This window comes from Micrococcus sp. NPDC078436 (assembly GCF_040702705.1).
Taxonomy (GTDB): domain Bacteria; phylum Actinomycetota; class Actinomycetes; order Actinomycetales; family Micrococcaceae; genus Micrococcus.
Genome location: NZ_JBFBLX010000014.1, coordinates 44,132 through 65,484, shown reverse-complemented (window position 1 = coordinate 65,484; position 21,353 = coordinate 44,132). Strand labels below are relative to the sequence as shown.

Annotated in this window: 17 protein-coding genes; 10 read left to right on the top strand and 7 right to left on the bottom strand. The window is 73.8% G+C overall.

Going from position 1 to position 21,353, the window contains the following annotated elements:
• The first annotated feature begins 24 nt into the window (after positions 1-24).
• Positions 25-702 (top strand): GntR family transcriptional regulator, encoded by a 678-nt coding sequence (locus AB0302_RS08895; RefSeq protein WP_366371467.1) that lies wholly within the window; start codon positions 25-27, stop codon positions 700-702.
• A 36-nt stretch (positions 703-738) separates the two neighbouring features.
• Here the strand turns inward: AB0302_RS08895 and hutG are convergent, their stop codons facing one another.
• The 5 genes from hutG to AB0302_RS08870 all read right to left on the bottom strand — a co-directional run bounded on the left by hutG (position 739) and on the right by AB0302_RS08870 (position 5,749).
• Positions 739-1,785, bottom strand: a complete 1,047-nt coding sequence (hutG, locus tag AB0302_RS08890) for a formimidoylglutamase (protein WP_366371465.1) — start codon at positions 1,783-1,785, stop codon at positions 739-741.
• A gap of 100 nt (positions 1,786-1,885) precedes the next feature.
• The gene (locus AB0302_RS08885) at positions 1,886-2,401 is read right to left on the bottom strand and encodes a CoA-binding protein (protein WP_319075451.1); all 516 of its coding nucleotides are present in this window, start codon (positions 2,399-2,401) and stop codon (positions 1,886-1,888) included.
• A gap of 3 nt (positions 2,402-2,404) precedes the next feature.
• On the bottom strand, positions 2,405-3,736 hold the full coding sequence (locus AB0302_RS08880) for an O-acetylhomoserine aminocarboxypropyltransferase/cysteine synthase family protein (protein WP_366371463.1): 1,332 nt from the start codon (positions 3,734-3,736) through the stop codon (positions 2,405-2,407).
• Positions 3,737-3,981: 245 nt separating this feature from the next.
• Complete coding sequence (locus AB0302_RS08875; protein ID WP_248116462.1) at positions 3,982-4,800, bottom strand: DUF1648 domain-containing protein; 819 nt, start codon at positions 4,798-4,800, stop codon at positions 3,982-3,984.
• 46 nt (positions 4,801-4,846) lie between these two features.
• On the bottom strand, positions 4,847-5,749 hold the full coding sequence (locus tag AB0302_RS08870; RefSeq protein WP_366371460.1) for an EamA family transporter: 903 nt from the start codon (positions 5,747-5,749) through the stop codon (positions 4,847-4,849).
• 185 nt (positions 5,750-5,934) lie between these two features.
• Between AB0302_RS08870 and AB0302_RS08865 the strand changes: the two genes are divergently transcribed.
• From AB0302_RS08865 to AB0302_RS08850, 4 genes are all read left to right on the top strand, one after another.
• Entirely contained in the window at positions 5,935-7,374 is a 1,440-nt protein-coding gene (locus tag AB0302_RS08865) for an acyl-CoA dehydrogenase family protein (RefSeq protein ID WP_366371458.1), read from the top strand.
• Positions 7,371-8,789, top strand: a complete 1,419-nt coding sequence (locus AB0302_RS08860; protein ID WP_366371456.1) for an MFS transporter — start codon at positions 7,371-7,373, stop codon at positions 8,787-8,789. The genes AB0302_RS08865 and AB0302_RS08860 overlap by 4 nt, the downstream gene beginning before the upstream one ends.
• Positions 8,786-10,171 carry an NtaA/DmoA family FMN-dependent monooxygenase gene (locus AB0302_RS08855; protein WP_366371454.1) on the top strand — a complete coding sequence of 462 codons (1,386 nt, stop codon included), beginning with the start codon at positions 8,786-8,788 and terminating at the stop codon, positions 10,169-10,171. The genes AB0302_RS08860 and AB0302_RS08855 overlap by 4 nt, the downstream gene beginning before the upstream one ends.
• Before the next feature lie 100 nt (positions 10,172-10,271).
• Complete coding sequence (locus tag AB0302_RS08850; RefSeq protein WP_366371452.1) at positions 10,272-11,138, top strand: siderophore-interacting protein; 867 nt, start codon at positions 10,272-10,274, stop codon at positions 11,136-11,138.
• A gap of 93 nt (positions 11,139-11,231) precedes the next feature.
• Here AB0302_RS08850 and AB0302_RS08845 read toward each other — a convergent pair whose 3' ends face one another.
• Both AB0302_RS08845 and acs read right to left on the bottom strand, forming a co-directional pair.
• Positions 11,232-12,704 carry an MDR family MFS transporter gene (locus AB0302_RS08845; RefSeq protein ID WP_366371450.1) on the bottom strand — a complete coding sequence of 491 codons (1,473 nt, stop codon included), beginning with the start codon at positions 12,702-12,704 and terminating at the stop codon, positions 11,232-11,234.
• A gap of 202 nt (positions 12,705-12,906) precedes the next feature.
• Entirely contained in the window at positions 12,907-14,865 is a 1,959-nt protein-coding gene (acs, locus tag AB0302_RS08840) for an acetate--CoA ligase (protein ID WP_366371480.1), read from the bottom strand.
• Between the two features lie 382 nt (positions 14,866-15,247).
• On the opposite strand from acs, the gene AB0302_RS08835 reads away from it, so the two are divergent.
• From AB0302_RS08835 to AB0302_RS08815, 5 genes are all read left to right on the top strand, one after another.
• Entirely contained in the window at positions 15,248-16,522 is a 1,275-nt protein-coding gene (locus AB0302_RS08835; protein ID WP_298710501.1) for an acyl-CoA dehydrogenase family protein, read from the top strand.
• Positions 16,523-16,919: 397 nt separating this feature from the next.
• Positions 16,920-17,984, top strand: a complete 1,065-nt coding sequence (locus AB0302_RS08830; RefSeq protein WP_366371447.1) for a methionine ABC transporter ATP-binding protein — start codon at positions 16,920-16,922, stop codon at positions 17,982-17,984.
• Positions 17,981-18,682 (top strand): methionine ABC transporter permease, encoded by a 702-nt coding sequence (locus AB0302_RS08825; protein WP_135030714.1) that lies wholly within the window; start codon positions 17,981-17,983, stop codon positions 18,680-18,682. Before AB0302_RS08830 ends, AB0302_RS08825 begins: the two co-directional genes overlap by 4 nt.
• A gap of 89 nt (positions 18,683-18,771) precedes the next feature.
• The gene (locus tag AB0302_RS08820) at positions 18,772-19,701 is read left to right on the top strand and encodes a MetQ/NlpA family ABC transporter substrate-binding protein (RefSeq protein ID WP_319075469.1); all 930 of its coding nucleotides are present in this window, start codon (positions 18,772-18,774) and stop codon (positions 19,699-19,701) included.
• A 180-nt stretch (positions 19,702-19,881) separates the two neighbouring features.
• Positions 19,882-21,315, top strand: a complete 1,434-nt coding sequence (locus AB0302_RS08815) for an LLM class flavin-dependent oxidoreductase (RefSeq protein WP_366371444.1) — start codon at positions 19,882-19,884, stop codon at positions 21,313-21,315.
• Positions 21,316-21,353: the final 38 nt, after the last annotated feature.

Sequence of the window (21,353 nt, the reverse complement as noted above, 5' to 3'; positions counted from 1 at the left end):
CAGATGACTGCCTAGGCTGGGCCCATGAACAAGTCGGAGGAGGCCTACGCCCGCCTGACGCAGAAGATCGAGACCGGGGAGCTGCCACCGGGCGCCGTCCTCAGCGAGGCGGCCCTCATCGCCGCCGCCGAGACGGGACGCACGCCCCTGCGCGAGGCCGTGCAGCGCCTCATCCGCGACCACTGGCTCCTGACCGGTGGGGGACGTGGCCTGCAGGTCCCCGCGATCTCCGTGGACGACCAGCTGGAGAGGCTGGAGGTGCGGCGGTCGCTCGAGGCGCTGGCCGTGGGATTGGCCTGCGCGCGGGCGGACGAGGAGCAGCTGGCCGCCGTCGCGGCCCACGTGCGGCACCTGCGCACGGTGGAGGATCTGCCGGCGTACGTCGCCGCCGTCGGGCGCTCGCACGAACTCCTGCGCACGATCGCGAACAACCGCTATCTCGCCGATTCCCTGGTCCCGCTCCAGGGGCTCTCCCGGCGGTTCTGGCTCGCCACCACGAAGGGTCTGCCCGACGAGGTCGAACGCGGCCGGGCGTTCTACGTCCCGGCGCTGGAGGCGGTGACCCGGAGGGACTCGGCAGGAGCCCGGGCCGGTGTGCTGGCCCTGCACGACTTCCTGGCGCGCTCGGCGCTGGACTACGCCGCCCGACGCGCGGCCCACGGCACCGCCGAGCCCCCGACCCCGTGGGCGGAGGGGCGCTGACGCGCGGCCCCCGCGCCTGAACGAGTCCCGGCCCGCTCAGGCCAGCAGCGACGCGTCCGTCCGGTGACGGCTGACGATCGTGTGGATCAGCCGGGCCGCGGCCTTCGCCGTGCGGCCGTCCACGTCCAGGGCGGGGTTGAGCTCCACGACGTCGGCCAGGGCCAGCTTCCCGGACTGGGCGGCCTCCAGCGCGCACGCGTGGACCACCTCATACGGCACGCCGAAGCCGGCCGGTGCGCTCACCCCCGGGGCGACGGCGGCCGGCAGCACATCCAGGTCGATCGTCAGGTAGAGCACGTCCACGGCGTTGATGAAGGAGCGCACCCAGCGGCGCACACCGGTGACGTCGGCGGTCTGGGCCTGCTCGTCGGTCACCCACGTGACCCCGCGTTCGCGCGCGGTGTCGAACAGGACGCGGGTGTTGTTGGCCTCGCTGATGCCCACCACCGCGTAGGAGAGCTGATGTTCCGCCCCCTCGGCGTCGCGCAGCGCCTGCAGGAACGGGGTGCCGGAGCTGGGTCGCGGCGCCTCGCGCAGGTCGAAGTGCGCGTCCAGGTTGAGGATGCCCACGCGGGTGCCCGCACCCACGCGCCTGGACCCGGTCAGGCCCGTGATCGAGGCGTAGGCGGTCTCGTGTCCGCCGCCGAGCACCACGGCCAGGTCGTGGGCGTTCAGCAGCCCGCTGACCACTGTGCCCAGCTCGGCCTGGCCGGCCTCGAGCTCGCCCGGGGCGCCGTCGTCGCCGCGGTCCACGGACACGTCGCCCGCGTCCACGAGCGTGCCCGTGCCCTCGAGGTACGCGAGCGAGGCGAGCGCGCCGCGCAGCGCCTCCGGGCCGTCCTCGGCGCCCACGCGGCCGTGGTTGCGGCGCACGCCCTCGTCCGAGGCGAAGCCGACGAGCGCCGTGGACCGCGCGCCCGACGTCGGCGCGCCGGCGCCGGGGTGGCGCTGCGTCGTCGTGGGCTCACCGCGGCCGTCGGCGGGGCGCACGACCTGGTGCCAGCGCAGATGCTCGGGGGCGTCCCCGTCGGTGCGGCCGGTCCAGGCGGAGGAGAGGGGGACGGTGGGGAGCTCGGCGGTCATGGGTCCATCCCACGCGAGCCGGCCCCGCGAGGCAAGTCGGGCCGGCACTCGAGGCGGGGATCCTCGGCGGCGTGGCCGCGCCGCCCCGGCCGCGCCGCGCTCAGCGGTCCAGTTCCTGGCGTCGCGAGCTGATCACACCGGTGACGAAGCCGGCGAGGTTGAGCCCGCCGTGGAAGCGGGCGTGCTCGATCTTCACGCAGCGGTCCATCACGATCTCCAGGCCCGCGGCCTCGGCCTGACGCGCGGCGTCCTCGTTCCAGATGCCCAGCTGCAGCCACACCGTCCGGGCGCCCACGCGGGCGGCGTCCGCCACCACCTCGGGGGCGTCGGAGGACTTGCGGAACACCTCCACGAGGTCCGGGGTGACGGGCAGGTCGTCGAGCGAGGCGTAGACGCGGTGGCCGAGGATCTCCTTGCCGGCCGCGGCGAGCACGGGATTCACGAAGTAGACGTCGTATGTGGTCGAGCTCAGCAGGTACGTGGCCACGAAGTAGGACGCGCGGGCCGGCTTGTCCGAGGCGCCGACGATCGCGATCGAGCGGGTGCGCCGCAGGATCGCCAGGCGCTCGGGGGCGCTGGGGCCGGTCCAGGTCCGCTCGGGGTGGGTGGTGCTCATGGCTCAGGCCTCCTTCGGCGCGGCCGGGGCGCCGTCGTCGTCGCGGGTGCGGCCGGTGGCCGCGGTGAGGGCCTGGTCCAGGTCCCACAGGATGTCCTCGACGTCCTCGATGCCCACCGAGATGCGGATCAGGTCCTCCGGGATGCCGCCGGCCACGAGCTGCTCGGCGGTGAGCTGCTGATGGGTCGTCGTGGCGGGGTGCAGCACGAGCGTCTTGGCGTCGCCGATGTTGGCCAGGTGGGAGGCCAGCTGCAGCGCGGAGATGAACGCGGCGCCGGTCTCGCGGCCGCCGACCACACCGAAGCTGAACACCGAGCCGACGCCCCGGGGCAGCAGCTCGCGGCCGCGTTCGTGGTGCGGGTGGTCGGGCAGGCCGGCGTAGCGGACCCAGGAGACGCGCGGATCCTCGTCCAGCCACTGCGCCACGGCCTGCGCATTCGCCAGGTGGGCGTCCATGCGCTGGGCCAGCGTCTCGACGCCGATCATCAGCTGGAACGCCGACTGCGGGGCCAAGGACGGGCCGAAGTCACGCAGCTGCTCGGAACGCAGCTTGGTGAGGAACCCGTACTCGCCGAAGTTGCCCCACCAGGAGACGCCGCCGTACGAGGGCACGGGCTCGGTCATGGACGGGAACTTGCCGTTGTCCCACGGGAAGCGGCCGGACTCCACCACGACGCCGCCCAGCGTGGTGCCGTGGCCGCCCAGGAACTTCGTGGCCGAGTGGATCACGATGTCCGCACCGTGCTCGATCGGGCGGATCAGGTACGGCGGCGTGAGCGTCGCGTCCACCACGAGCGGGACGCCGTGGCGGTGCGCGACGTCGGCCAGGCCCGGCAGGTCGACGATGTCGCCCGAGGGGTTGGCCACGATCTCCACGTACACGGCCTTGGTGTTGGGCTGGAGGGCGGCCTCGAAGTCCGCGGCCTCGGCGGAGTCCACGAACGTGGTCTCGACGCCGAACCGGCGCAGGGACACGTCGAGCTGGGTGATGGTTCCGCCGTAGAGCTTCGAGGAGGCCACGATGTGGTCCCCGGCCCCGGCGAGCGCCGCGAAGGTGACGAACTCGGCGGCCATGCCGGACGCCGTCGCCACCGCGCCGATGCCGCCCTCCAGCGTGGCGATCCGCTCCTCGAACGCCGCGACCGTGGGGTTGCCGATGCGCGAGTAGATGTTGCCGTACTTCTGCAGCGCGAAGAGGTTGGCGGCGTCTTCGGCGGACTCGAACACGAAGGAGCTGGTCTGGTGGATCGGCACCGCGCGGGAGCCGTGGACGGCGTCCGGGACGGCGCCGGCGTGCAGGGCCTTGGTGCGGAATCCGAACTCGTGGTCGGCCACGGCGGTCCTCTCTGGCAGGGGGCGAGAATGCGCGCCCCACCCTGCCAGGCCCGGGCGACGACGTCGGACACCGCGTCACATACGCGCCGCCGGGGCGCTCGCGGCACCCGGCCGCCGGCCCCCGACCCCGGCCTCCCCAGCGAACGAGGTGTCACGAAACGTTGGAATGGCGCCCGCATTCCCACATTTCGTGACACCTCGTTCCGAGAGGAGGGGGAGCGTGGCGAGGAGCAGCAGGCGCGTGGTCATCGGTTCAGGGCCGCCGCGATCCAGACGGCCGCGGGCAGACCGACGATGAAGACGCCCACGAACCCGTAGGTGAGAAGGCGGCCCGTGCGCGAGGCGAGGTTCACCGTGGCGCCCACGCCGTAGCCCTCGCGCTTGGGCGGGAAGGCAGAGGGGTCGTCGGGGTCGCGCTTCAGGCCCGCCGCGGTCCACTTCTCCTCCTCGGCGGCCTCCTCGGCGGTGGGGCGGTGGCCGAGGTCCTGGGCGACGCGGTCCGACCAGCGGGTGCCGCCGCGGATCGCCGCGCTCAGCGCGACCATCACCCCGACCATGAGGAGGGTGAGGCTGAGCGGCATGAGCCACCAGGGCATCCGCCACGCGCCCGCGGTGAGGACCTCCACCGTCGACGGGAGCATCGGGAGCAGGGTCAACGCGGCGATCCACCCGAGGGCCGTGCGCATGCCGCGGTCCACCCCGGCCTGCCGCACGCGCCGCCACGGGGAGGCGTCCGGAGGCAGGGGCGTCATCATCGGCACGATGGCGGCCATGAGCGCCATGAGCACGGTCATGCCGAGGGCGACGATCGGCCCCATGCCGACGGTGCCCAGGGACTTCTCGTCCCAGTCGTCGGGACGGCCGTCGATGCCCCAGTGCACCGGGACCCGGTCCGGGAGGTCGGGCAGGGCGACCGTGACCCACCCGAGCATGCCGATGCACACCGCCGCGGTCAGCAGGAACGGCAGCCAGGGCCGCCACGCCCCGCGGCGCAGGGCCTCCCGCTCGGCGGCGGGGACGTCGTCGTCGGGCCGGCCCGGGCCGGGGGGTGTGGCGGGGGTCATGCGTTCAGGCTACAGAATCCTGTGGACGCGCTGAGGGCGGTGGGCGTCAGGCCCGCGCCGCCCGGTCCCCGCGGTCCGTCGCCCGGCGCATGCGACGCTCCGGCGCCCGCCCCAGCCACACCGCCGCCGCACACGCCGCGACCACGAGCAGCATCCCGGCCACGTCCGGCACGTCCAGCACCTGCCCGCGCACGGCCCACGCGGTGAGCGCGGCGGCCACGGGGGACAGGCACGTGAGGAGGGAGAACAGTGCGGTGGGCATGCGGCGCAGCACGTGCATCTCGATCCCGTACGGCAGCGAGGAGCTCAGCACCGCCACCACCAGCCCGACGCCCAGCACGACGGGGTCGAGCAGGGCGGGCCACGCCGTCGTCGCGCCGATGGGCAGGGCGAGGAAGGAGCCCGCGACCATGGCCAGCGCGAGCCCCTGCACCCCGGGCAGATGCCCGCCCGCGGCCCGACTCATCAGGATGTAGCCCGCCCACAAGGCGGCGGCGCCCACGGCGCACGCCACGCCCACGGGATCCAGCCCGGCGCCCGCGCCCGCGCTGAACCCGTCCCGGCCGAGCAGCACGATGCCCGCAAGGGCGACGCCGGCGCAGGCCCATGCGTCCCAGCGCCGCCGCGCCAGGACGGACAGCGCGAGCGGTCCGAGCACCTCGAACGTGACGGCCACGCCCTGGGGGATCCGGTCGAACGCCTCGTAGATGAGCAGGTTCATCCCGGCCATGGTCAGCCCCAGCCCGACGACGGCGGCCCATCCCTGCGCGGTCAGGCTCGCCAGGGCGCGGCGCCCGGGGCGGGCGAAGGCCAGCAGCAGGAGGGCGGAGAACACGAGGCGTAGGGCGACCATCCCGGAGGCGCCGACCTGACCGAACAGCAGGCCGGCGATGGAGGCGCCGAGCTGCTGGCACAGCACGGAGAGCAGGACCAGCAGCACGGGAGGCACGCGGCCAGCGTACGGGTCATCCAGGGGCGGTCGGACGCGTTCGGCGGTGCGGCAGCGCCGTCGTGACTCCGGCCCGGGGCCCGGTTCAGCCCGGGGGCGGGCGCGCTCCTAGCGTGGCGGCAGACCACGCACTCGGCCGTCGGTGCCGGACACCACCGCTGACCGCCCCGCTGACAAGGACCCCCATGACCGAGACCCTCACCGCCGCCCGCGCGGAGGACGTCCGCCCCGAGCCGCCCCGCGCGGAGGCCTCCGTCCTCACCCCGCCCGAGGTCGACGTGGCCGACCTGCCCCGCGACCTCGCCGGGCTGCGCGCCCACTTCGCGCCGCTGTTCGCGCAGATCGCGGAGGGCTCCCGCGAGCGCGATCACGAGCGCATCCTGCCCTTCGAGGAGGTCCGCGCGCTCCACGCCGCCGGCTTCGCGGTGCTGCGCGTCCCGGCCGAGGCGGGCGGGCCCGGCGTCGACGTGCGCACCGCGATCGCCCTGCTCGTGGACCTCGCCGAGGCCGACTCCAACGTGGCCCACCTCTACCGCTCACACCTGGGCTTCCTCGACGCGCTGCGGTTCCAGCCCGAGGACGTCCGCACGCGCTGGTACGGGCGCGTCCTCGCCGGCGCCACGGTGGGCAACGCCTCCACGGAGAAGGGCGGCAACGCGCTCGGCACGCTCAACACGGTGCTCACGGAGGACGCGGCGGAGGCGGGCGACGACGGCGCGGCGGACCCCGCGCCCGCGTGGACGCTCTCCGGCACGAAGTACTACGCCACGGGCTCGATCTTCTCCTCGCACACCCGCGTCTCCGCCTCCGTGCGCCGCGCCGACGGGAGCGTGGACGCCGGGCGCGGCTTCGCCGTCGTGCCCGTGGACGCCGCCGGCGTCACCCTCGAGGACGATTGGGACGGCTTCGGGCAGCGCCTCACCGGCACGGGCACCGCGGTGTTCGAGGATGTGAGGATCCCCGCGGGCGACGTGCTGCGGCGCATCCCCGGCACCCCCGAGGCCGTGTTCGAGGCCGCGTACTTCCAGCTGATCCTGCTCGCGGTGCTGGCCGGGATCGCCCGGGCCTCCCGCCGCGACGCCGCCGCCCGCGTGGCCGCGCGCGTGCGCACCTTCAACACGGGCCTGGGCCTGCCGTTCCGTGAGGACCCGCTGATCCAGGAGGCCGTGGGCCGGATCGCCGCGAAGGCGTTCACCGCGGAGGCCGCGGTGCTGGCGGCGGCGGAGGCGCTCGACGCCGCGCTCGCCGCCGGGGCGGCCACCGGCGCCGACCGCTGGGGCTACGAGGGGGAGACGCCGCTCGCGTTCGCGAACGCCGAGGTCGCGGTGGAGCACGCGCAGATCACCGTGCCCGAGCTCGCGATCGGCGCCGCGCAGGAGCTCTTCCTCACCGGCGGCGCCTCGGACACGTCCACCGCCAAGGGCCTGGACCGCCACTGGCGCAACGCGCAGACCGTGGCCACACACAACCCCATCGCCTTCCGCGCCCGGGCCGTGGGCGACTACTGGATCAACGGCACCCTGCCCGAGGGGCTCTCCGCGATCGGCGATGCGCCGGCGACGGGTTCAGGGCCGACCGACGCCGCGGCGTCCGCCGTCGTCATCACCGAGGGGGACGCCCGATGAGCACCGTCCTGGACGCTCCGGAGGCGACCCCGCCGTCGTCGGGGCCCGGCACCGGGAACGCGCCCGCCTCCCCGGCCGCCCCCGCCGAGGACCCCGCGGCCCGGCGCCATCGCACGCGCGCCGTCGTCTCCTCGCTGCTGGGGACCACGATCGAGTGGTACGACTTCTACCTCTACGGCCTGGCCGCCGCCCTCGTGTTCAACGTGCAGTTCTTCCCGGGCGCCACGCAGCTCGGAGCCACGCTCGCCTCCTTCGCCACCCTCGCGGTGGGCGTGGTGATGCGCCCGCTCGGCGGGGTCGTGGCCGGGCACTTCGGGGACCGCGTGGGGCGCAAGGCCCTCCTCGTGGTCTCCCTCCTGCTCATGGGCGTCTCCTCGTTCCTCATCGGCCTGCTGCCCACCTTCGCGCAGGCCGGCTGGTGGGCCGTCGCCGGTCTCGTCCTCCTGCGCCTCGTGCAGGGCGTCTCTGCCGGGATGGAGTGGGGCGGGGCCGCGCTGATGTCCGTGGAGCACGCCCCCGCGCACCGCCGCGGCTTCTTCGGCTCCTTCACGCAGATCGGCTCCTCGGCGGGCATGCTGCTGGCCACGGCCGCGTTCAGCATCGTCCACCTGTTCACCACGGAGGAGCAGTTCGCCGCCTACGGCTGGCGCATCCCCTTCCTCGCCTCGGCCGTGCTCGTGGCGATCGCCCTGGTGATCCGGCTCGGCGTGCAGGACGCGCCGGAGTTCCAGGAGCGGCGCGCGGCCGGCGAGCTCAGCGCCTCCCCGGTCCGCGAGCTGCTGCGGGACCACGGCCGGGCCGTGCTCGTCACGGCCGGCCTGCGCCTGGGACAGAACGGGGTGTACTACCTGATCACCGTGTACCTCGTGAGCTTCCTCGTGCTGCGCGGGCATGACAGCGGGATCCTCCTCACCTCGATCATGGTCGCCTCCGCGATCGGACTCGTGAGCACCCCGCTGTGGGCCGCGCTCTCCGACCGGTGGGGCCGGCGCCGGGTGTCCCAGCTCGGCTACGCCCTCATCGCCGGCGCCGGGTGGGCCGTGTTCGCCGTGACCGAGGCCGGGCTGATCGCGTGGCTGCCGATCGTCGTCGTGCTCGTGATCAACGTGGCCCACGACTCCGTGTACGGCCCGCAGGCGGCGTGGTTCGCCGAGCAGTTCCCCGTGCAGGTGCGCTACTCCGGCGTGAACCTCAGCTACCAGATCGGCACGGTGCTCGGCGGCGGCATCGCCCCGTTCGTCGCGGCCCTGCTCTTCGAAGCCGGAGGGCGCACCCCGTGGCTGATCGCCGCGTACCTCACGGTCCTGGCCGGGCTCTCCCTGTGGGCGTCCAGCCAGGCCGCCGATCCGACCGCGCGCCGCGGCGAGGCGTCCGGATCGGCGCCCGCCGTCCCGACCGTCCAGGAGAGCCGATGACCCCGCAGCCCGAGGCGCAGTGCGCCCAGCCCTTCCTGCTCAGCGCGTTCGAGATGATGACGCCCGTGCACCAGTCCCCGGGGCTGTGGCGGCACCCGGACTCGCGGATCGCCGAGTTCGACCGCCTCTCCTACTGGACCGACCTCGCCCGCACCGTGGAGGAGGGCGGGTTCACCGCGCTGTTCCTCGCGGACGTCCTGGGCCTGTACGACGTGTACGACGGCGGGGTCGAGGCCACCGTGCGCGGCGGTGTCCAGTGGCCGCTGCTCGAGCCGACCGTGGCCGTGCCCGCCATGGCCGCCGTGACCGACCGCCTCGGCTTCGGCGTGACCGCGTCCGTCACGTACGAGCAGCCGTACCAGTTGGCCCGCACCTTCGCGACGCTCGACCACTTCACGCAGGGCCGCGTGGCCTGGAACGTCGTGACCAGCTACCAGGACTCCGCGGCCCGCAACCTCGGGCTGGACGGGCAGCTGCCGCACGACGAGCGCTACGACCGCGCCGACGAGCACCTCGACGCCGTCTACCGCCTCTTCGAGGGATCGGTGGAGCCGGGCGCCGTGGTCAAGGACGCCGCCGCCGGCGTCTTCGCGGACCCGGAGCGCGTGCACCCGGCCGGCGTGGCGGGCACGCACTTCCGCGTCCCCGACACCGCGCTCACCCACCCCGGTCCGCAGGGCACCCCGTTCCTCTTCCAGGCCGGCGCCTCCGCGCGGGGGCTGCGGTTCGCGCAGGAGCACGCCGAGGCCGTCTTCGCCATCGGCCCGACGGCGGCGCACGTCCGCCGCTTCGTCGAGCAGACGCGGGCGGGGCTCGTCGACGCCGGCCGCGCCGAGGACGCGATCCGTGTGCTCGCGATGGTGACCGTCGTCGCCGCCGAGACGGACGAGGCGGCGGAGGAGCGGCTGCGTGGCTACGCGGACTTCGTGGACGTCGAGGGTGCCCTCGCCCTGTTTGGCGGATGGACCGGCGTGGACTTCGCGGGCCTGGACCCGGACGCGCCGCTGGAGCACGTGGTGACGGACGCGAATCGCTCCGCGCTCGCGGCCTTCACCGCGGACCCCTCGGGGAAGCTGTGGACGCTGCGGGACGTGGCCGAGTTCGTGGCGATCGGCGGGCGCGGCCCCGTGATCGTGGGCTCCCCGGCGACCGTGGCGGACGAGCTCGAGCGCTGGCAGGCCGAGACCGGTGTGGACGGCTTCAACATCTCCGCGGCCGTGCGCCCGGCCGACCTCGAGCGGTTCACCACGCTCGTGAGCCCGGAGCTGCGCCGCCGCGGCGCGCTGCGCGAGCCCGAGACAGGGAGGACGCTGCGCGAGAACATCACCGGCGCGGGGCCGCACTTGCCGGAGGATCACCGGGGCGCGGGGTTCCGCGGCTGACCTCCCCGTCCTCAACGAGCCCTGCGCTGTGCTGCCGTTCCCGCGGGAACAGGCACCACAACGCAGGACTCGTCGCGCCGTGGCGTGGGAGAGTGAGGGCATGACCCGCCCCGAAGAGCCCGGCCGCCCCGCCCGCCCCCAGACCGTGCTGACGGTCCAGCGCACCGAGCGCCTCAGCCCGCACCTGGTCCGCCTGACGCTCGGCGGCGAGCAGTTCGCGGACTTCCACGCCCGCTGGGCCGCCAAGGGTGCGGCGGATCAGTACATCAAGCTGCTGTTCGCGGACCCTGTGCTCGGCCTCACCCCGCCCTACGACCTGGACGCCCTCCGCGAGCGCCTCACGCCCGAGCAGATGCCCGTCCGCCGCACCTACACGGTGCGCGCCGTGGACGCGGCGGCCGGCACGGTGGACGTGGACTTCGTGGTGCACGGCACCGGTCCCGACGACGGCCTCGCCGGTCCGTGGGCCGCCTCGGCACAGCCGGGGGACACGGTGGCGTTCATGGGACCCGGCGGCAGCTACAGCCCCGATCCCGGGGCGGACTGGCACCTGTTGGTCGGTGACGACTCCGCCCTGCCCGCGATCGCCGCCGCCCTGGAGGACCTCGCGCGCACGGCCCCGGACGCCGTCGGGACCGCGCTGATCGAGGTGGGCGGCGCGGAGGACGAGCTGCCGCTCGAGGCACCGCTCGGCGTCGAGGTGCGCTGGCTGCACCGCGGCGGGGACTTCACCCCGGAGGCGACGCGCTGGGCTGCCGAGCTGCGCGCGCTCCCGTGGCGCGAGGGCCGGGTGCACGCGTTCGTGCACGGGGAGCGCGAGCAGGTGAAGGCCGCGCGGGCGTACCTCACGGACGAGCGCGGGGTGGACCGGCGGTCCATGTCCGTCAGCGCCTACTGGGCGTTCGGCCGCGCCGAGGACGCGTTCCAGGCGGAGAAGCAGACGCCGGTGGGGCAGATCTTCCCCTGAGGGGTGACGTGCCCATGCGACGAACCCTGCGTCGTTGTGCCTGTCGCGCGGTCTCCAGGGCGACAGCGCAGGGCTCGTCACCCGGGGCAGGGCTCACGCCGCGTCGGCCGCCGGGCGCTTCACGAACCACACCGCCACCACGTTGAGCGTGAACACCGCCGCGCCAGAGAGGAACGCCAGGTGCACGCCGTCCATCATGGCGGCCCGCGCCGGCAGGCCTGCCGCGGCCGTCGACGCCGTGCCCACCGTGAGCAGCGTGATGAACAGCGCCGTGCCCGCCGCGCCGGCCACCTGCTGCAGCGTGGACATCAGGGCGGAGCCGTGCGCGTACAGCGGCCGGGGCAGGGCGCTGAGCGCCGTCGTCATGAGCGGGGAGAACAGCAGGGAGAGGCCGATCGAGATGGCCACGTGCAGGCCCACCACCATGAGGGCGCTCGAGTCCTCGCTCAGCGTGGTGTAGCCCCACAGTCCCGCGGCGCCGAGAACCGAGCCCGGCACGACGAGCGGGCGCGGGCCGATGCGGTCGTAGAGGGTTCCCACCACGTAGCCGAGCACCGCCATCACGACGCCGCCGGGCAGCAGAGCCAGGCCGGACTGCTGGGTGCTCCAGCCGAGCACCTCCTGCAGGTAGATGGGCAACAGGATGATGGTGCCGAACAGGGCCATCATGGACACGAGCATCACGCCCAGCGCCACCGTGAACGTGGGCCGGGCGAGCGTGCGCAGGTCCAGGAGCGCGCGGTCCTTGAGCCGCAGCTGGCGGCCCGCGAACGCCGCCAGGGCGAGCACTCCCACCAGGATCGGGATCCACGGCGCGACGGCCGCGTGCCCGCCCGCGGCCTCGCCGATGCTGGAGAGGCCGAAGACCAGGCCCGCGAAGCCGACGGCGGAGAGCGCTCCGGAGGGCACGTCCAGGCGGACAGGATGCGGCTCGGTGACGTTGCGGACCCACGCGGCGCCGGCGGCCAGAGCGAACAGGGCGATGGGCAGCACGGTGAAGAACAGCCAGCGCCACGTGAAGTGCTCGAGGATCACTCCGCCCACGGTGGGGCCGGTGGCCGGGGCCACGGCGATGACGATCGAGATGACGCCCATGATGCGCCCGCGGCGGGCCAGCGGCACCACGTTGAGCACCGTGGTCATCAGCAGCGGCATCATGATGGCCGTGCCGACGGCCTGCACCACGCGTCCGGCGAGCAGGATCCCGAAGGTCGGCGCCAGTCCCGCCAGAGCGGTGCCGAGCGTGAACGCGCTCATGGCGATGATGAACACGGTGCGGAGGGTGAACCGGTTCAGCAGCCACCCCGTGAAGGGGATGACCACGGCCATCGTCAGCATGAAGCCGGTGGAGAGCCACTGCGCCGAGGCGGCCGAGACCGAGAACTGCTCCATCAGGCGCGGCAGCGCCACGGACATGATCGTCTCGTTGAGGATCACCACGAAGGCGGCGGAGACGAGCAGGCCGATGAGTCGGCCGGTGCCGGGGGCGAGGGTGTCGGCGACGAGGGCGCGCTCGCCGTCGTCGTGCGCGGGGCCCGGGGAGCCGGCGTCGGGGGATGAGGTCACGGGGGCCTTTCAGGGGGCGGGACCGAGCGGGGAACGGCCGCCAGTCTATGGGGGCGGGCGGGACCCCGCCCCGTGACGGTTCCGGACGGGGGTGAGAGGCTGACGTCGTCATCCTCGATCCGCGAGTCGGCCGGGCCCGCGGGCTCGCCCTCCTCCGAGATCCAGTCCGCGAACGCGGACCTCGCCGGCGAGAGCGGGGCGGTCAGGCGCGGGCGGCCAGCACCTCCGCGATCTGCCCGACGCACCACTCGTTCTGCAGGCTCGTGGTGTCCCCGAGGCGGTCCCCGGTGTGCAGCTGCGAGAGGAGGCGCCGCATGATCTTGCCCGAGCGCGTCTTCGGCACATCCGGGACGAACACCACCTCGCCCGGCTTGGCCACCGGGCCGATCACCCGGCCGACGTGCCGGCGGAGCTCCTCGGCGCGCTTCGTCGCGACGTCCTCGCCCCCGTCCGCGAACGCCGTCGCCCACTCCCGGCTCGGCACGACGAAGGCCACCGCCGCGTGACCGGTGCGCTCGTCGGGCACGGGGCACACGCCCGCCTCCACCACATGGGGGTGCGCCACGAGCGCCGACTCGATCTCGATCGTGCTCAGCCGGTGCCCGGAGATGTTGATGACGTCGTCGATGCGCCCGAGGATCCAGACGTCGCCGTCGTCATCGGTCTTGGCGCCGTCCCCGGCGAGGAACCAGCCCTGCTCCGCGTAGTCCGCCCAGTAGGAGCGGAAGTACCGTGCCGGGTTGCCCCACACCGTGCGCGCCATGGACGGCGAGGTCCGGGTGACCACGATCTTGCCCTGCAGGTGCGCGGACACGGGCGCGCCGTCGTCGTCGACCACGGCCACGTCGACGCCGGGCAGCGGGCGGGAACCGCAGCCCGGCTTGAACGTGGTGTCCGTGGGGCGGGGGGAGATGACGGTGGAGCCCGTCTCGGACTGCCACCACGTGTCCACCATGGGCACCGGGGTGCCGGTGCGCTCGAGCCCGGCCCGGCCGATCTGGGTGCGGGCCCACGCCCACGCCTCGGGATTCACGGCCTCGCCCACGGTGCCGATCAGGCGGATGGACGCGAGCGAGGGGCCGCCGGCATCCTCCGCCGGGATCCCGTCCGGGTGCCAGCCCATGAGCGAGCGGATGAGTGTGGGCGCGGTGTAGTAGCTGGTCACACGGTAGCGGTCGATCACCTCGAAGTGACGGCCCGGATGTGGCGCATTGGGCACGCCCTCGTAGATCACCTGCGTGACGCCGTTGGAGAGCGGTCCGTAGATCTCGTAGGTGTGGGCGGTGACCCACGCGAGGTCAGCGGTGCACCAGTGCACGTCGTCGCCCCGGCGGGACACGTCCGGGTGGGAGAAGAGGAAGTCGTGCGTCCACGAGGCCGCGGCGAGGTAGCCCGCCGAGGTGTGCACGAGACCCTTGGGCTGCCCCGTGGTGCCCGAGGTGTACATGATGAACAGCGGGTGCTCGGCCTCGAAGGCGCGTGCGGCGTGGGTGGCCGGCTGGCGGTCCACGACGTCGTGCCACCACAGGTCCCGGCCGTCCGTCCACGCGATCGCGCCCGGTCCGGTGAGGCCGCAGCGGTCCACCACGAGCACGTGCTCGACCTGGTTCTGACCGGCGACGGCGGCGTCTGCGTTCTCCTTGACGGGCACCACCTTCCCACGGCGGTGCTGGCCGTCCGTGGTGACGAGCAGCTTGGCGCCGGTGTCCTCCACGCGGAAGCGCAGCGCCTCGGCGGAGAAGCCCCCGAACACGAGGGAGTGCACCGCGCCGATGCGCGCGCACGCCAGGGCGATGACGATCGTCTCCACGATCACGGGCAGGTACACGACCACGCGGTCGCCGGCGGTGATGCCCAGCTCCTCGAGCGCGTTCGCCGCGCGGGCCACACGGCGCTGCAGGTCCGCGTAGGTCACGGCCTCGCGGTCGCCCGGCTCGCCCTCGAAGTACAGGGCCACCTTCTCCCCGCGGCCGGCGTCCACGTGCCGGTCCACGCAGTTGACGGCCACATTCAGGGCGCCGTCCGCGTACCAGCGGATGTCCGGGCCGCGCTCGGCCGCCGGATCGGACGGGGCGAGGTCCTGCACGCGGGTGAAGTCACGGTCCCACGTGAGGCGCCGTCCGACGGCCTCCCAGAAGGCGAGCCGCTCCTCCTCGCGCACGCGCTCGCCATCGCCGCGGCCCCCGTGCGCGAGGCCGGCGGGACGGCCCGGGTGCACGTCCGGGTCGGCGGCGTCCACGACCTCCCGCGGCAGCGGGCCGGGCAGCGTGGCGAGCGCGGCGGCGGGGACGCCGTCGTTCGGGCGGCGCACCGGATCGGCGGGGGAGGCTGCGGGGACGGACGCGGTCACGGGAGGGAACCTCGGTTCGGTCGGGGGTGTGGCGAGCGCAAGCGGCGGGCGTCTCGGAGGAGCCCGGGCTCGGTCCTCGAGCGTACGAATCCCCGCGGCCGCCCCGCCCGCCCCGCGTCACGCAGGGCCGGCCGCCGCCTGCCGCGCCGCCGGCTGCCCGGCACCCCCGGGGCGCTCTGGAAGAGTGGTGCCCATGCAGAGCCCCGCCGCCGACCACGCATCCCTCTCCGCCGAGTTCGCCGAGGTGTTCCACGCCGCCGCCCAGGGCGAGCGGGCCCGCGAGGCCGGGCGCCACCTGCCCTTCGTGGCGCAGCAGCGGCTCCAGGAGGCCGGGCTGGGGAAGGTCAGCGTCCCGGCCGAGTTCGGCGGGCGCGGAGCCGGGCACGAGACGGTGCTGCGCCTGCTGGCCGACCTCGCCGCGCGGGACGTGAACACCGCACACCTGTGGCGTTCGCACCTGGTGTTCGTGGCCGCCGTCGACGACCAGCCTCAGCGCCTGAGGAAGGCCTGGATGCCTCACGCCGCCGCGGGGGAGTGGGCCGGCTCCGCCCTCGCGGAGCGCGCCGGATCCGGGGCCGCGCCGGGCCGGGCGGCGGCGCGTGCCGCCCGCGACGAGGGCGGCACGTGGGTGGTCACGGGCCACAAGTACTACGCCACGGGCTCGGCGTTCGCGCAGTGGACCATCGTCACGGTGGGCGTGGACGGGGCCGACCTCGTCTCCCGACGCAACTCGAAGCGGGCCGGCGGCGCGGTGCGCGAGCCGGAGCGGGCGATCGCGGTGGTGCGCGTGCGCCAGCCGCGCGTGCGCATCAAGGATGACTGGGACGGATTCGGCCAGCGGCTCACCGCCACCGGGTCCGTGGTGCTCGACGGCGCGGCCGCGGAGGACCTGCTCGAGGTGCCGCGTTCGCACGGGCCCGTGCCGGTGCTCGAGGAGGCCACGCTGCTGGCCCTGCAGGTGGGCGTGGCCCGCGCGGCCCTCGACGAGGGCGTGGCCCTCCTGAAGGCCCGCACCCGAACGTTCAACACCGGCACGGCGGACCGCCCGCAGCAGGATCCGCAGCTGCTCGAGATCGTGGGGCGCATGGCCGGGCAGGTGAGCGCGGCTCGGCTGCTCGTGCGCGAGGTCGGGAGGGCCATGGACGCCGCCGCGGCGTGGGACGCGGCCCATCCGGACGACGTCGAGGGCGAGGTGAGCGCCCGCCTGTGGGACGAGGCGATGGACGCGGCCTACCGGGCTCAGGCCGTGGTGCCGGACTTCGTCCTCGAGGTCTGCACCCGGATCTTCGACACCCTCGGCGCCTCCGCAACCTCCACCGAGCTGCAGCTGGACCGCCACTGGCGCAACGCCCGCACCCTGGCCACGCACGATCCTGCCGTGTTCAAGGTCCGGATGGTCGGGGACCGCCTGGTCAACGGCGCGGCCCCGGTCGCGTACACCTCCGCCGGCGAGGTCCCGGAGGACTGAGCGCGGCGGGGTCGGCGGGCACCGTGACCCCAGCACGACGACGGCGACGCACCCGGGCGGGGGCGTCGCCGTCGTCGTGGTGGGGGCGGTCCTGTGACGACGTGTGCGCGGCGCCGAGATCCCCCACGGCCCTGGCGGCCGCGATGAGTCCTCGCCGGTCGGCCCGGCTGTGAGGCGCGGGGCAGGTGTGATGAAGTCATCGCACCCATCCAGAGCGGCCGAGAGATCTGGCTCGACGACGCCGCAGCAGCCCGCCTCACCCGCCTCCCGCAGGCAGGGTGAGGGCCAGGGTGCTCCCGCCAGGACCGATGGACGCGTCCACGCTTCCCGGGCCTCGCCGTGCGGCGGCCCGACGCGAGAACCCGTGCGCCGGTCGCGACCCGATGAAGGAGACGCCGTGCTGGAGATCGTCGATCTGCACAAGAGATACGAGTTGAAGACCGGGCGACCGGTCGAGGTGCTGAAGGGCATCGACCTGACGGTGCCGGACGGATCCATCACCGCCGTGGTCGGTCCGTCGGGGGCCGGCAAGTCCACCCTGTCCCGCTGCATCTCCCTCCTGGAGACGCCCTCCTCCGGGCAGATCCTCGTGGACGGGCGCAACCTGTCCGAGCTCTCCGGGCGTGCGCTGCGGGACAGCCGCCGCTCGATCGGGACGATCTTCCAGCACTCGGCGCTGCTGCGCCGGATCACCGTCGCTGAGAACGTCGCACTGCCGCTGCGCAACCTCGGAGTGGAGCACGGGGAGATGGAGGCGCGGGTGGCGGAGCTCCTGGAACGGGTGGATCTGCTGCACAAGGCGGACGCCTACCCCGGCCAGCTCTCGGGTGGTCAGGCGCAGCGGGTCGGCATCGCCCGGGCGCTCGCTCTTCGACCTCGCATCCTCCTCTCGGACGAGTCCACCTCAGGTCTCGATCCGCGCTCGACCCATCAGATCCTCCGCCTCCTCACCGAGCTGCGCGCCGACCTCGGAGTCTCGATCGTCCTCATCACCCACGAGATGGAGGCCGTCCGGGCCGCGGCCGACGAGGTGGCCTTCCTGGACCACGGGCGGATCGCGGAGCACGGACGGGTCGCCGACCTGATCGGACGCGGGGACTCTCCGGCGGCCGGCCAGCTCCTGCCCGTCCACCCGGTGGAGCGGGTGCCCGGTGTGCGCACCGTCCTGCGCGTCTCCCTGGGCTCCGTCCCCGTCGACCCCGCTTGGTTCGGCGACCTCGCCCGCGCCGTGTCCGCGGGGGTGAGCCTGCTGGGCGGCACCCTCGAGGACCACGGCACCCGTCCGCTCGGCCGGCTGGTGATCGGGCTCGACACCGACGATCAGCGGCAGGTCGCCGCCGCCGTCGCGGTTCTGGACGCCGCCGGGCTCCGGGTGATCGTGGAGGGCGGTGCCGACGTGCCCGTGCGCGGGCGTCCGGCCGACGCCGACCTGACGCGTGAGGTCGCGGGGGTCGCGGCATGATCGCGCTCGCCGCCGCCGCCTCCGAGCCGCTCACCTTCGACACCCCGTGGAGCGAGATCCCTGCGCTCCTGCTCCCGGCCTACGGCGAGACCTGGGCGATGGTCGGGATCGTCATGGTCTTCGTCGTGGCCTTCGGCGGGATCGGAGGCGTGCTGCTGTACAACACGTCCTCCCGTGGGCTCTTCCCCCATCCCCGCTGGCACGGCGTCCTCAGCTGGGTCGCCAACATGGGGCGCTCGCTCCCCTTCCTCGTCCTGATGGCCGCGATCATCCCCTTCACCGCATGGATCACGGGGACCACCCTGGGCATCCGTGCCGCCGTGGTGCCCATGGTCATCGCCGGCGTCCCCTTCTTCGCCCGGCTCGTCCAGAACACTCTGAACGACCTCCCTCGGGAGAACCTCGCCGTCGGCCTCGTCACCGGCAGCTCGCCGGTCCAGATCATCCTGCAGACCCAGCTGCGGGAGGCGGTGCCGGGCCTCGTCTCGGCCCTCACCCTCAACACGATCTCGATGCTCGAGTACTCGGCCATCGCGGGGACCATCGGTGCCGGCGGCATCGGCTATCTGGCCGTCACCTACGGCTACCAGCGGTTCGACATGACCGTCATGGCGGCGACCATCGTCGTGCTGATCGTCAGCGTGCAGCTGGTCCAGTTCGCCGGCGACCGCCTCGCCCGGTCCCTGGAACGCCCGTGACCGATCACGGCCGGGCGTCCTCGCCGGGACGCCCACGTTCTCATCCTCGCCCTTCCCCTCGCCCGCTCGACCTCATCAGGAGGCACCCCTTGCCGCGTTCCACTCCGTCCACCACCGGCCACGACCACGGGTTCACCCTGCGGCGGCGCACCGACCGCCTCCCCTGGACCGTGGCCGCCGTCGCCGCGATCGTCGCCCTGGCTCTGGGGGTCATCCTGATGCGGGGTGCGGCCCATCCGGCGGTGGCCGCCGGCGGATCGGCGGCGGCCGTCGACCGGCCCCTGCGGGTCCACTACGAGCCCGCCATGGCAGGCGAGGAGCGCATCCTCGAGTACGTGGCGGCGGAGATCGCGCCGCAGCACGGTGTCACCATCGAGCCGGTCGGGATCGCGGACTCGGTCCAGGCGAACCGCGCGGTGGCCACGGGTGAGGTGGACGCCACCATCTTCGAGCACCAGTGGTACATGAAACAGGTGGCGGACGGGAACGGGTTCGACCTGACGCCCACCACGGAGCTGTACCAGTGGGCGTTCGGCCTGTACTCCTCCCGCTACGACTCCCTGGACGGCGTCCCCGCCGGGGCCGTGGTGGCCGTGCCCACGGACCTCGCGAACCAGGGGCAGGCGTTGTGGCTGCTCCAGCGTGAGGGCCTGATCGAGCTGGACCCGTCGATCGAGCCGCGCACTGCCCGCCTCAAGGACGTCACCGCGAACCCCCGCGGCTTCGACTTCCAGGAGATCGACCTGCTGTCCATGCCGCGGACCCTGGACTCGGTGGACGTCGCCGTCGGATACACGAACCTGTTCGACGCCGGCAAGGTGAGCCGGGACAAGGGGATCCTCTTCCCGGACCCGCCCCGGAGCTTCGCCTCCCGCCTGATCGTCGCCACCGACGCCGTGGAGTCGCCGGAGACCAAGAAGCTGCAGGAGGTCTTCAGCGACCCGAAGTTCAAGGAGTACCTCGAGACCACCGACGATCCCCTGGTCGCCGGCGTGCTCACCCCCGTCTCCGAGGACTGACCCGTCGGGCACCCCGCAACCCCGGGTCACACGCCGGCGGCCGCGCGGCCCTCCCTGCAGGGCGCGGCGAAGGTGACGTTCCGCGCGCCTCGCCGCCACCCCGAATTGCCCCCCGCATCGGCCGGGGCTGGACTGAGCGTCCGACCTCTTCTGCCCTCCACTCCCGAAGGACCTCCTGCCATGACCACCGAGAACACCGCCCAGCCCGCCGTCCCCGCCGCCCCCCCGGCCCCGGGCCGCGGCCGCGAGCTGCTCTTCAACGCCTTCGACATGAACTGCGTGGCCCACCAGTCGCCGGGCCTGTGGCGCCATCCGGACGACCATGCCCGCGACTACAACACGCTGGGCTACTGGACGCACCTGGCCAAGACCCTTGAGCAGGGTCTCTTCGACGGCCTGTTCATCGCGGACGTGCTCGGCCCCTACTCCGTCTACGGGGGCACCTCCGAGGCCGCCATCCGCACTGGTGCGCAGACCCCGGTCAACGACCCGTTCCTGCTGGTCTCGGCCATGGCCGCCGTCACCGAGCACCTCGGCTTCGGCGTCACCGCCGGCACCGCCTACGAGCACCCGTACCCGTTCGCCCGCCGCCTCGCCACGCTCGACCACCTCACGGGTGGCCGCGTGGGCTGGAACGTCGTCACCGGCTACCTGCCCTCGGCGGCCCAGAACATGGGCCAGGACGACCAGATGGAGCACGACGAGCGCTACGAGCACGCGGACGAGTACCTCGACGTCGTCTACAAGCTCCTCGAGGGCTCGTGGGAGGACGACGCGGTGGTCTACGACAAGGAGACCGGCGTCTTCGCGGACCCGGCGAAGGTCCACGACATCGCCCACGAGGGGAAGTGGTTCAAGGTGCCCGGCCATGCCGTGACCGAGCCCTCCGCGCAGCGCACCCCCGTGGTCTACCAGGCCGGCGCCTCGACGCGCGGCCGCGCCTTCGCGGGCAAGCACGCCGAGGCGGTCTTCATCAACTCCCCCACGAAGGAGCTGGCCAAGGCCACCACCGCGAAGATCCGCCAGGCCCTCGTCGAGGTCGGCCGCGACCCCTACGACGTCAAGGTCTTCGCCATGCAGACCGTGGTCACCGGCGCCACCGACGACGACGCCCGCGCCAAGTACGACGACCTCGCCCAGTACGTGGACCCGCTGGGCGGCCTCGTGCTCATGTCCGGCTGGATGGGCATCGACCTGTCCCAGTACGACCTGGACGAGTCGATCGGGGACGTGAAGTCGAACGCCATCCAGTCCACCGTGGAGACCTTCCAGAAGGCCTCCGGCACGGACGAGGAGTGGACCGTGCGCAAGCTCGCCGAGTGGGTGGGCATCGGCGGCTTCGGCCCGGTGATCGTGGGCGGCGGCGCATCGGCGGCCCGGCAGCTGGCCGAGTGGGCCGACGAGACGGACGTGGACGGCTTCAACCTGGCCTATCACATCACCCCCGGGACGTTCGAGGACGTCGTGGAGCACGTGGTGCCCGAGCTCCAGCGTCTGGGCCGCTACAAGACCGCGTACACGGACGGCACGCTGCGCCACAAGCTCTTCGGTCGTGGCGACCACCTCCCGGAGGGCCACCACGGGGCGTCCTTCGCGCTGCGCCGTCGTCGGTAAGGTGAGGCGCGAGGACCGCGGGCCCACCCCGCGGCCGC